The sequence below is a fragment of the Streptomyces sp. 5K101 genome, assembly GCF_046506645.1.
Lineage (GTDB): Bacteria > Actinomycetota > Actinomycetes > Streptomycetales > Streptomycetaceae > Streptomyces.
In genome coordinates, this window is record NZ_JBKFFO010000032.1 from 30820 (window position 1) to 40460 (window position 9641).

At 66.1% G+C, this 9641-nt stretch carries 7 protein-coding genes and 2 pseudogenes; 3 read left to right on the plus strand and 6 right to left on the minus strand.

Annotated elements, in window-relative coordinates; all coding sequences use genetic code 11:
• Positions 1 to 769 precede the first annotated feature (769 nt).
• Positions 770 to 1639, minus strand: coding sequence for an IS5 family transposase (locus ACLB9X_RS32340; protein WP_410364000.1), 870 nt, complete (start codon positions 1637 to 1639; stop codon positions 770 to 772).
• Positions 1640 to 1981: 342 nt separating this feature from the next.
• On the opposite strand from ACLB9X_RS32340, the gene ACLB9X_RS32345 reads away from it, so the two are divergent.
• Positions 1982 to 2338, plus strand: coding sequence for a PadR family transcriptional regulator (locus ACLB9X_RS32345; protein ID WP_410364001.1), 357 nt, complete (start codon positions 1982 to 1984; stop codon positions 2336 to 2338).
• Between the two features lie 2 nt (positions 2339 to 2340).
• Here the strand turns inward: ACLB9X_RS32345 and ACLB9X_RS32350 are convergent, their stop codons facing one another.
• From ACLB9X_RS32350 to ACLB9X_RS32360, 3 genes and pseudogenes are all read right to left on the minus strand, one after another.
• Entirely contained in the window at positions 2341 to 2490 is a 150-nt protein-coding gene (locus tag ACLB9X_RS32350) for a hypothetical protein (protein ID WP_410364002.1), read from the minus strand.
• 428 nt (positions 2491 to 2918) lie between these two features.
• Positions 2919 to 3772: pseudogene (locus ACLB9X_RS32355) on the minus strand (IS5 family transposase).
• A 68-nt stretch (positions 3773 to 3840) separates the two neighbouring features.
• Positions 3841 to 4071, minus strand: a pseudogene (locus tag ACLB9X_RS32360) (RacP protein); the annotation flags it as partial.
• Between the two features lie 216 nt (positions 4072 to 4287).
• Here ACLB9X_RS32360 and ACLB9X_RS32365 point away from each other — a divergent pair.
• Positions 4288 to 4800, plus strand: coding sequence for a hypothetical protein (locus tag ACLB9X_RS32365; RefSeq protein ID WP_410364003.1), 513 nt, complete (start codon positions 4288 to 4290; stop codon positions 4798 to 4800).
• Positions 4801 to 4946: 146 nt separating this feature from the next.
• Here ACLB9X_RS32365 and ACLB9X_RS32370 read toward each other — a convergent pair whose 3' ends face one another.
• A complete protein-coding gene (locus ACLB9X_RS32370; protein WP_410364004.1) occupies positions 4947 to 6890 on the minus strand; it encodes a Helicase associated domain protein in 1944 nt (647 codons plus the stop codon).
• Between the two features lie 369 nt (positions 6891 to 7259).
• Positions 7260 to 8216, minus strand: coding sequence for a hypothetical protein (locus ACLB9X_RS32375; protein WP_410364006.1), 957 nt, complete (start codon positions 8214 to 8216; stop codon positions 7260 to 7262).
• A gap of 467 nt (positions 8217 to 8683) precedes the next feature.
• On the opposite strand from ACLB9X_RS32375, the gene ACLB9X_RS32380 reads away from it, so the two are divergent.
• Complete coding sequence (locus ACLB9X_RS32380; RefSeq protein WP_410364007.1) at positions 8684 to 9559, plus strand: hypothetical protein; 876 nt, start codon at positions 8684 to 8686, stop codon at positions 9557 to 9559.
• Positions 9560 to 9641: the final 82 nt, after the last annotated feature.

A 9641-nucleotide genomic window follows, 5' to 3' on the forward strand; every position in this document is an offset into this window, starting at 1 on the left:
GAGGTGAGCACGGATGGCAGTCAAGAATGGTCAGGTATGAGAAGTTGCAGCGCGCTCTCACCCGCATGGAACATGCCTGTTCTGTCATCGAGCTGCACGGTCCGATCAGTGTCGGAGCCCAAGCCGTTCGCCTTGTCACGATATGCGCCGACCTCGGCACTCAGGCTGCTTCTTGGGTAAACGCCCCGCATCTGCACGGTGTCGGAGAAGAGCAGCTCCTAGCATTCGTTCGCGCTCGCATCGAATTCACTCAGGCAGCCCAACCTCACCTCACCTGACGGCGCGTGCTCGGGCCCCTTGTGAGGCTGTGTCCGTGACTACACGTCCGAGCATGAACGGCGCGTGCACTCGCGGAGTTCGATGAACTACTACGACCACGAGCGTCCGCGTCTCGCCCGAGGTTATCGCCGATCTGAAGTCCCCATCCTGGGTGCCTGAGGGCCGCCCGCTGGTGCTGATCGGCGCCTCCGGAACCCTGCTCCCGTCAAGGGGCAGCCCTCTTGCCGGCCAGCGGCCGGCCCCGTGTGCTGCTCTATCGTTTTGGGGTTGTTTGGGTGCGGCGTGGTTGGGCGTGGCGTTCGCCCCCCGGGCGGGGCGTGGTGTGGTCGGTGTCGCGGGGTAGTGGGCGTGGTCCGCTTCCCGTGTCCGCCGTGTGGGCGGGGTTCGCTGTGCTTTCCGCGGTCCGGTCGCGTGTGCCGGGTGCTCGGCGCTGTGCTGTGTTCTCCCGGTCGGAGCGCTTTGCGCTCAGAGGTCGTTTTCTCCCATTGTTTTATCCCGGAATCGACTGTTTGGTCTGGGGTGTCGGGTCGCGCCAGGAGATGGTGTTCTCGCCGGTGAGGCGGCGGGCCATGAGGTCGGTCATGGCGAGGTGGATCATGGCTTCGGAGCGTTCGGAGAGGGTTTCGTAGTCGCGGGCCAGGCGGCGGTGGAGCATGAGCCAGCCGTAGGTCCGTTCGACCGCCCACCGCTTCGGGATCGGGTTGAAGCCCCTGGTCCCGGGGGTTCGGGCGGTGATCTCCATGTCGATGCCGAGGGTGGCGGCGTGTTCGACGAGGTGTTGGCGGTAGCCGCCGTCGACCCAGACCTTGCGGGTGCCGGGGTGGTCGGCGGCGACCTGGTCGAGGAGCCGGGTGCCGGCGGCGGAGTCCTGCACGCCGGCGGCGGTGACCAGCACGGCGAGGAGAAGGCCGAGCGTGTCGGTGACGATGCTTCGCTTCCTGCCGACGATCTTCTTTCCGGCGTCGATGCCCTGGCTGGAGGCGTGGACGCTGGTGGAGGTCTTGACGCTCTGGGCGTCGATGACACAGGCGGATGGTTCGGCGTCCCGCCCTTCCTTCTGCCGCAGCAGTTGCCGGAGGAGGCCGTTGAGCTGGGCGAACACGCCTTCCTGCTGCCACTTGGTGAAGTAGCCGTAGACCGTGTTCCAGTGCGGGAAGTCGTGCGGCAGGTAGCGCCACTGGACTCCGGTCCGGTCCACGTACAAGATCGCGTCCATGATGTCGCGCAGGTCATGCTCGGGCGGCCGGCCGAAGTCCAGGGCTCTGCCACGGCGCTCGAAGCGCCAGGCCGCAAGGACCGGCTCGATCAACTCCCAGCGGGCATCGGACAGGTCACTCGGATAGGGGCGTCGCTCAGGCATGCTTCCGGCGTACCGCTCCAGGCGGAGTGCGCCCAGGCGTACAGCGGTAACGACGGAAGCACATAGAAAGCTGGGCGTTCTGGGATGAGACAGGAACGACTCTCATCCCGCCACACCTGTCACTCCACCCGGCCCACAGGCCCCAACCGCACCTACAACCTCACCGTCACCACGATCTCGCGACCCAAGAATCGGCTTATACACGGGCAGTTCAGGTGAAGACGACCTCTCAGTGCTTGTTTTTGAAGGTCCTGCGGGCTGCGTCTGTCCGATCATAAACGGTGCGCCTTGGAGGGGCGGCAGTACTGGCGGTACCGGCCTTCAGCAGCTACCTTGTACCGCATGGGACTTCCCGGCGGATCACGTTCCGGAGTGAGTCAACTCCGGCGCGGGGTATTGCAGTTCTGCGTCTTGGCGCTTCTGCGCGACGGTGAGAGATACGCCTTCGAACTGGTGCGTGAGCTGTGCGACGCCCATGGACTCGTGACTAGTGAGGGCACCATCTATCCGCTGCTCTCACGGCTTCGCAAAGAAGGGTGGGTCAGCACGGTCTGGATCGAGTCCGATGCCGGCCCCCCACGCCGTTACTACACGCTGACAGATGCGGGACGACTAGCGCTGGCAGACTTCGCCGGTGAGTGGGTGCCGTTCAGAACTGCTGTCGATAACCTGCTGGACAGTGAGGGGAAGAATCAGTGACCTCAAGCGGGCATCAGCTTGTCGAGGAGTACCTGCGTCGCTTTGACAATGCGTCCGTGTTCCTCACGGCAGAACGACGCATAGAGCTCAGGCAGGAGATAGTCGAGCATATTGACGCCGGCCTGGAGGAGGCAGATGCCCTGCATGCCCATGCAGCCCGCACCGTTCTGGAGCGGCTAGGGCCGGCGGCAGACATCGTGGCCGCCGAGTTGAGCCAGAAGTCCACCGGTTCCACACCCGTCATCAGGCAGCCGGCAGCGTCGGCCAATGAGTCTGAGCCCGGCCCTGACGGCAGCAGACGGCCACGCCCGGACGACGTCGGTGCACCTATTCCCCGCGTGCGACCTCGGAAAGCAGTGGTACTCCTGACGGGGGCAGCAGCGACGGTTGCTGTGGCCGGCATGCTGGCATTCGGGGCGAGCACTTCGTCCGGCGACCGAGGGCGAGGTGTGGGACCATCGTTTACCCCGTCCGAAAGTGCTCCACCCACCAGCGAGGTGTCCCCCGGGTCCAGCCTGACCCCTCCATCACGCCCTGGGACACGCCCTCCGACTCCCTGAACGATCCGCCGACGTCAGCTTCATGAGGAGCCCGCTTCAGCCTCATTCTTCTTCGCCCAGCTCGGGGTGGCGCCTTTGCGGGTGAGGCGGCGGGTCATCAGGGTGATGGCGGCCCAGGTGACGAGCGTTTCGGAGTGCTGGGGCAGGCGTTCGTAGTCGCGTGCGTGTCGGCGTGCGTGCATCATCCACGCAAGACTCCGCTCAACGACCCACCGGCGGGGCAGCACGACGAAGCCGGAGGCGTCCTTGGGACGGCTGACGGTCTTGATGGTGAGGTTCAGGTGCTTCTTCGCCCAGTCCACCAGCTTTCCGGCATAGGCGGAGTCGGCCCAGACGATGGTGATCTCGGGGTGCATCAAGCGGAGGCGGAAGAGGACTTCCTTCGCCGCATGGCTGTCGTGCAGGTCGGCGGGGCTGACCATGACCAGCAACAGAAGCCCTCTGGTGTCGACCACGAGATGCCGCTTGCGGCCGTTGATTTTCTTGCCCGCGTCGTAGCCGCGCGAGTCCTTGCCGACCGTCTCGGCGGCCTTCACGGACTGGAATCGATCACGGTGGCCACCGCTTTGGGCCCTTTGCCCATCTCCCGGCGGATCCGGCCACTGAGCTGGTCGCGGATCTGCCCGACCACTCCGGCAGCCGCCCAGCGGGCCATGAAGCCCCAGACCGTGCGCCAAGGCGGGAAGTCAGCAGGTAAAGCACGCCACTTGCAGCCGGTGTCCACGACATAGCGGATGGCGTCCATGATCTCGCGGCGGGGATGTTTCTCCGGTCGGCCGCCAGCAGGAGTGTCGCAGGCTGGTGTAGGCAGCAGCGGTTCGATCAGGGCCCACTCGGCGTCGGATGTGTCCGAGGGATAGGTGGGATGGCGCATGGCGGTGTCCTTGAACAGCGCTGTGATGGGCCACCCGTCCCCTTGGACGGGTGGCCCATCACAGCTGGTCAGGAGGCGATGAGGTCGAGGGTGGATTCGATGGAGTTGAGCTGGGCGACGATGTGTCGGACCCACTTGTCGTTCGGGTGGGCGGCGGCGTGCGGGGCGACCGTGCCGGTGATGAACCGGCGGAACTCGGTCAGCTTCTCGGCGAGGACGGCCCGTTCGTAGGCCTCCAACGCGGCCCGTTCCGCGCCGAGCTGGTAGCCATCAGCCCGGGTCCAGATCAGCGGTGGCCATTCCAGCCTCGGCGACGCGCACGAGTGGGGCGAGACGTGCAAGCGCTGGAACCGGTCCTGCGACACGGTGAAGGACCAGCACAACAACCGTCAGGCGCGTGCGTTCGCGTCCAGCTGGTGGAACAGCCGCGAGATGGCGCGGTTCAACCGCCGAGGTCAGCTTCTGGGCTACCTCTATGCTGTCGGCGACTATCTCTACCGGAAGAGGTACCTCTGGTGACGCAGCCGAAGACGAGCCGTGCGCTACGGGTGTCCGGCCTGCTTCTTCTCGCACTCGCGGTCGCGGGTGCGGGCGTGTTCGCGGCGGTCACCTGGCTCGTAGGGGCCGGCGGCTGCGCGGACAGCTCCGTCCGGGAACAGCAGGTAGCGGCCCTAAAGATCTTCCGTACCCCTCCGGCCGGCGCGCGTCCCGCGCCGGGCCTGGAGGGCGTGCAGACCGAGTGCATGGACGACAGCGGGGATCCCTGGCTGGCCGCCACGTCGGGCTACGAGTCCGACGCCGACCAGCAGACGGTCCTCGACCACTACCGGAAGGAGACGAAGGAGGACGGCTGGACACCGCTCCGACCGGCGGGCGAAGCCGGAGGTACGCCGGATGCTCCCGCTGATTCCTGCTACCGCAAGGACCTCGCAGGTGATCCGGCCCTTCTGCGGATCCACTACACGACCCCCACCGAGTACCTCATCAGCGTCGAGTCCTCTCTGGATGGCACACTGGTCGAGTGCTGAGGCGGACCCCGGCTGTCCCCTACCCCGCGGACCGGGGACAGCCGGGCACTTACGGCGCCCCGCCGTACAACGCCACGGAGCCCCGGGAGGTGTGTCCTCCCGGGGCTCCGGCCTTCGTGGACGCTTCAGCGAGCGAGGACGTTTCCCTACGCGGCCCACGCCAGTCCGAGGTTGGCGAGTTGGGTGAGTTTGTCGGGGGTGAGTTTGGCCCGGCGGCTCTTGGTGTTCGAGAGGAACACTCCGAGTTTGACTTCGGTCCCATCCGGGAGAATCTCGACGTGGGAGCGGCTGACAGGCCCTACAGAGCCTTCGCGGGCCTTGTATTGCGCCAGGGCTGCTACGCCCTTCTCGAAGGGGCTCAGAGGCGCTGTGGAGGGCTTCGCGGGCTCTTTCGGCTCCGGGGCCGGCGGCGTGATGCCGAGCTGCTCCAGGCGCTCGCGCTGCCCGTCCGTCAGGGCTTCCCAGGCCTTCGGTGTCCGCTGTCGGGCGAGCCATTTGCCGATGTCCATGGCGTGGACGGTGACGCCGGGCAGGACGTGGGCCTGGCCTTCTTCGTCGCGTAGTAGTTCGCGCAGTGCGGCGTAGTGCCGCTGCCACTCCGCTGGCCACGACGGGTTCCAGTCCTTGTCTACGGCCTCCAGCGCGGTCTTCCATTCGGGGTGGTCGTCGAGGGTGCCGGGGCGGCGGAGGTTGGACAGCCACTGCCCGATCGGCCGGTCGAGCATGGTGGCGGTGCGGGGTGCGCACAGCGTCCAGTGCTGCTCGTAGTAGGCCTTGGCGGCTTCCAGGTTCTCCTGGAACCGCTCATCCGCCAGGCTCCAGACCATGCCGAGTTTCTCCAGCCGCCGGGCGCGCAGGCCGCTCATCTGCCCGGCCCCGTACGCCCGTCGCTGTTCCGCGACCCACTGCCCGAGGGGGTAGGTACTCTCCTTGTGTCCGTAGGGCACTCGGGCGTGCTGCTCACGCTCGGTGAACTTCTTCAAGGCCGCCCAGCCGCGTGCCCAGTCCTGCTTCTCGGTGTCGATCACGTTGAAGCTGACCCAGTCTGCGACCATCACCGGGTCACGCGGGGCGGCAAAGCGAAGCAGCAGGCGGGATTCTTCCTCGTCTTCCTCGGGCGGCGGACCGATGTTCACGGACGGCTGCGCGACGTCTTTCTGAGGCTCTTGCGGGATGGCCAGCAGTTCGACGGCTTCTTCGTCGTGAGCGCGCAACCCTTCAAGTACCTTCACCAAAGGCCGATACGACCCGGAGGTGAACATGTCTTCCGGCTTTTCTCCGGGCTGGAGGAATACCGGCACGATCAGCGAGGCGAGCTTTCCTTGTCCGGGCTTCTGACGCAGCGCCCGGCCGATGGCCTGGACGATGTCGTGGGGCGCCCCTTTGGGGTCCAGCAGGGCCACGGAGTCCACGGCCCGGATGTCGACGCCCTCGCCTAGGACGCGGCAGTTGGAGAGCACGGCCCGCTGCGTCGTGGTGCCGAACGAGCCCAACACTTCCCGCCGGTGCTGGGGGATGTGCTCGCCGCAGAGCCAGTCCGCCCAGATCCGAGCGGGGTAGTTCTCGGGCTCGTTGGCATGCAGCTTCGCCGCGACCCGCTCGAGGCCTTCCGCGTATGCCTGTGCCTCTATGGTCCGGTGGTGGAAGGTGATGCAGGTCGACAGGTTGTGCTGCGCCATGGTGTGCAGGAGCGCGGCTTGGAGGGCTCCGAGGCGCTGCCCGCGGACTTCTTCCGTGTGCCGGTCCTCGCCCATCAGCCGCTCGGGCGTGACGACCGGGTCCTTCAGCTCCAGGACGATGATCTGGTACCGCGCAAGCAACCCGCGCGAGACGGCCGACGCCAGGCTGAGCTTGTAGAGGACCGGCCCGAAGACCTTCTCGTCGTCCATGGAGGCCGCCATCTCGCGCGGCAGCGGGTCGCGCACCCCTTCGGCGACCTCCCGGTTCAGCCGTTCCTCCCAGATCCGCGGCGTGGCCGTCAGGTACAGCCGGCGGTGCGACGGGATGACGGTCTGGTTGTGGACGTCGGCCCACGCCTTGCCCATCGAGCCGGAAGTCCTGTGGGCCTCATCGACCACCGTCAGGTCCATCGGGGCCAGCTGCTGGCCGTAGGCGCCTGTGAGGTTCGGGGAAGGCGTCACCGAGACGTTCGGCTTCGTGTGTCACTTGCCGGGAGATGTATGTGAGCAAGTCATGGGCGGTTTAGCTGGTCGATCATGGTGGCATCAGTTCGCGCTCCGCAGTGACATGAATCCGTGTTGGCCGGTGTCGCCTTTGTCGAATCTCCTTCTGCTGGCTCTGGCGGATGCTCACTTGAGCATGCAAGCGCGGCCGCTGGGTGCTGGTGAGGGCTTCTGCGTGGCAAAGTCGCAGTGACGGGCTTGCTTTGGTGGAGCACATCGGATCCGGTGTTCAGTACCAGCAATAGTCTTCAGCGGCTGCCTCGGGATCACTCGGGATCAAGCGGTCTGTAGAGAAAGCCCAATACCGCGGGCGGCGTTCTGAAGCATTTTCTCGTACTTCTTGGCGTAGGCGAATGGGTGCTGGTAGTGCGTGAGGCATTCGAGCCGACCTGCTCTGAGGACTGGCTGGGCCCATCGCGGCATCATATGCAGTGCGCACCGCCCGTGAGAGTCGTAGCCGACGCCTCCATGTGTCTTGAGCAAGTCGCCGTCTACGGATATGTCGCAGGTTCGGGTGTTGGAGAGTGCGCGCAGACCAAGGCTGGTGACAGTTGCGGCTGTCAAGATCGCGGCGATTCCCGGGTCGGCGATCTGCAGCAGGCCGGCGATAACCTCTGGGCTGGGCTGCATCCGCAGGCCGTTCGGGCGTGACGGAGAATACTGGATGGTGTCGGCGCCTGGACAGAACGGCTCATCCATGCGGCCGCTTGGCGCTGCGTGTCCTGGTAAGGCGTCGGAGAACACAGGCTCTGGCAAAGGCCGGCTTACTGCTTTCACCTTCAGCGATGTTCCACTCTCTGTTGGGCGCTGATGTTGTGGCGTATTCAGCAAGGCCACCCGCGCGGCGGACCGGGCCCTGATCACCCGGTGTGGCACGCGGGCCAGATGTGGGGTGCCGGTCCAAGGCTGGTGCCACAGCACGGTAAGACGCAAGTTCGCGGATCGGCGCAGCGCGAGCAGGGCTTCCCAGACTCGGTCCCACCGACTGTTGTGGGCGCGACAGAAGATGACATGCCTGATCCCCAACGCGGTGATCCAAACAAAGGCCTGTCCCCGCAGCGTGTCAGCGGCCTCGGTGCTGGATCTCCAATACGGATTCTTGCCCAGTTGGGTAAGCATCTCTTGAAAGAGCATGCGTGAGGGATACCGCGAGGGCGCAAGGTGAACGGTAATACGCCCCTGTTCGGGTGCATGGGCCAGCAGCGCCGCACGCATGAGCGCGGGGTCGTCCACGGGGTCAACGATGACCTGGACCGGTGGAGGACCAGGGAGCGTAGGTGTCCCATGTGGCATCGACGGCTGTAGACAGGGCCACGGGCTACGGACAGCCATGGGCGTTCCCGCGTCCCTGCTGGCGAGTTCGGTGCATGTACGGCCAGGGCGGCACTCCATACAGAGCAGTACAGGCCACGGGGGAAGGACTCCGGAAGGGCGCCCTTGGGGAGGCCGGGCCTGCACCGGCCTAGCAATTTCACCGGCATCAAATAGCGCATGTTCTCGCTGAGTGAAGGCGAAACAGCCCAGAGCCCACTCGTTCCAGTGACAGCCTCCTCCGATTCGGTCACGCCGCATTTAGCCTCAATCCACGTTGTGCGGCACCCGACCGTGCCGCTCTGTTACCTCTGCCGGGGGAGGCTGTACTTGAGCGCTGCGCCGCTGTTCGCCTGCTGGTCTTACAGGTTCCGCCGACGGTGATCACCGTGAACGATGAGTCGGAGACGGGTCTGGGTCAGCCCCGCGACGAGCTGAGGCCTGCCGCGGTTCGTCAGATGCTCAGGCTGCGGGAGTCGGGGGAGCTGACCACCGCACACATGAGGCTCATTGCCGAGTCGGTGGACGTGAGTCTGCGGCAGGCGTGGCGCTGGCTGGCCGAGGCGGAAGAGACCGGCTCACCGGAGAAGCCCGAACGCAGGCGCTTCAAGATCACCGAAGAGATCGTCGATGTCCTCGCCGACTACCGCGGCAACGTCAAGCGTTGCCACGAGCATCTGGTGCGCGAGGCCAAGCGGGCGGGGGAGAGGCCGATCGGCCTGACCACGCTGCACGACGCCATCGCCCGTGACCTCAACCCAGGCTTCATGGCCGGGCTGCGGGAAGGCATCCCAGCTGCCCGCGGCTTCGACCCCGCCTTCCAGCGCCCGGCGGTCGCCCGCAACCAGGTGTGGGAAGGGGACCACAAGCAGGCCCCGACCGTCGTGATGATGCCTGACAAGAAGCCGTCGAACGTGTGGGTGACGTGGTTCGAGGACCGTGGCACCAGCAACGTGATGGGCTGGGCGGTCACCGCCGGCTCTGCGCACCGCGGATCGGTCCTGGCGGCCGTACGGGCCTCTGTGCTGCGCGAACCCCCGTACGGGCCCGCTGGCGGGCTGCCGCACCTGGTACGGGTCGACGGCGGCTCCGACTTCATGTCCAAGACCGTCCGGCGGACCTTCGGCCTGCTCGGTGTGCCGATGCACAAGGTGCGCAGCGCCCGCCACAAGGGCGGGATCGAGCGGCTGAACCGCACCAGCATGACCCGGTTCTTCGCTGTGAACCGTTCCGGGTTCGGTAGAGATCTCAGATGTTGGTTGTGACCTGGGCTTTCGTGGCGCTCAGGTAGTGGTTGGCTTCGTATTCGGCGGGCGGGACGTGCCCTATCTCACCGTGGAGTCGGGT